This window comes from Paenibacillus sp. oral taxon 786 str. D14, assembly GCF_000159955.1.
Taxonomy (GTDB): domain Bacteria; phylum Bacillota; class Bacilli; order Paenibacillales; family Paenibacillaceae; genus Fontibacillus; species Fontibacillus phoenicis.
In genome coordinates this window covers 135,245-136,394 of record NZ_GG695979.1, presented here as the reverse complement: position 1 = coordinate 136,394, position 1,150 = coordinate 135,245, and the positions used below count along the sequence as shown (strand labels likewise).

The following is a 1,150-nucleotide window of genomic DNA, read 5'->3' as shown; positions in this document are numbered from 1 at the left end:
GTAAATTTATCCATTGATAACGGAAAACTTTTTTTTAGTTTTACTCCTGAGGACCAAGACATTACTGTAATAAATGATAAAGTCAGAATGGATAATAGGTATTGTTATGTGCAAATGCCAGAGGATTTTAACTTAGATAATGTACATCCCGATGCAATTGCTCTAGCTGTTATATTAATGATTGATCCTTTTTGCTCCAGTATCAAATTACCTTTCAAAATATCTGAGGTATTTCAACAAACTTATGAAAAAGTAACTAAGAAGAAGATTGGACCTATTGATCCAAGTCTAAGCCCGCGAATTGCACCGGTAAATTCTTTGCCCGCGTGCGCATTTAGTGGCGGCGTTGACTCAACAGCAGCAGTTGAGTTGCTGCCAAAATCAACTGTTCTTTGTTTTTTAGACCGTACACCTAATGAGAAATCTTTATATAACAAAGATGCTGCATATTACGCCTGTGAGATGATGGAACAGCAAGGATATATGGTTCACAAAATTGAAACAAATTTGGAATTCATTAGAAGTCCCGTTGGTTTTCCTGTCGATTTTTCTAATTCTGTTCCTGCCGTTCTGCTTTCTGATTATATCGGCTTCGACAGTATTGCTTTTGGAATGATTCTCGAATCTGCATATCGTATAGGATCTGGAACATTCGAGGATTATTCTCAGAGATCGCATTACAAAAAATGGAATGCACTGTTTTCTGCAATTGATATGCCCCTTAATTTAGTCGTAGCTGGTATTAGTGAGGTTGGTACATCGCTTATTTCATTAAAGTCATCATACGGTAAGTATGCTCAGTCTTGTATGAGAGGAGTACGAGAGAAACCGTGCATGAACTGTTGGAAATGTTTTAGAAAGATCTTACTGGAGAATGCACTGAAACGAATAAAGTTAACTGATGCTGATCTTGATGGCTATTTCCGAATAAAGTCAGCCCAAAATGCAATAATGACAATGCCAATTAAACATGAGAACGTATTGACCTATACAACCCATAATTACGATGGAGATCATAAGGCGATGAATGCATTAAAAAGGAAAGTTCGCGGTGATTTCGACGAAGTGAACATCAAGTGGATGGAGAAATGGTACAATCCATCTGCCATCCTAATTCATCCGAAGTATAGAGAGAGTGTTATAAATAATA

Annotated in this window: 1 protein-coding gene; it reads left to right on the top strand. The window is 37.0% G+C overall.

Annotation, left to right across the window (positions count from 1 at the left end):
* The coding region (locus POTG_RS24380) for a DUF6395 domain-containing protein (RefSeq protein WP_036645374.1) at positions 1 to 1,150 on the top strand (1,150 nt) is incomplete at both ends.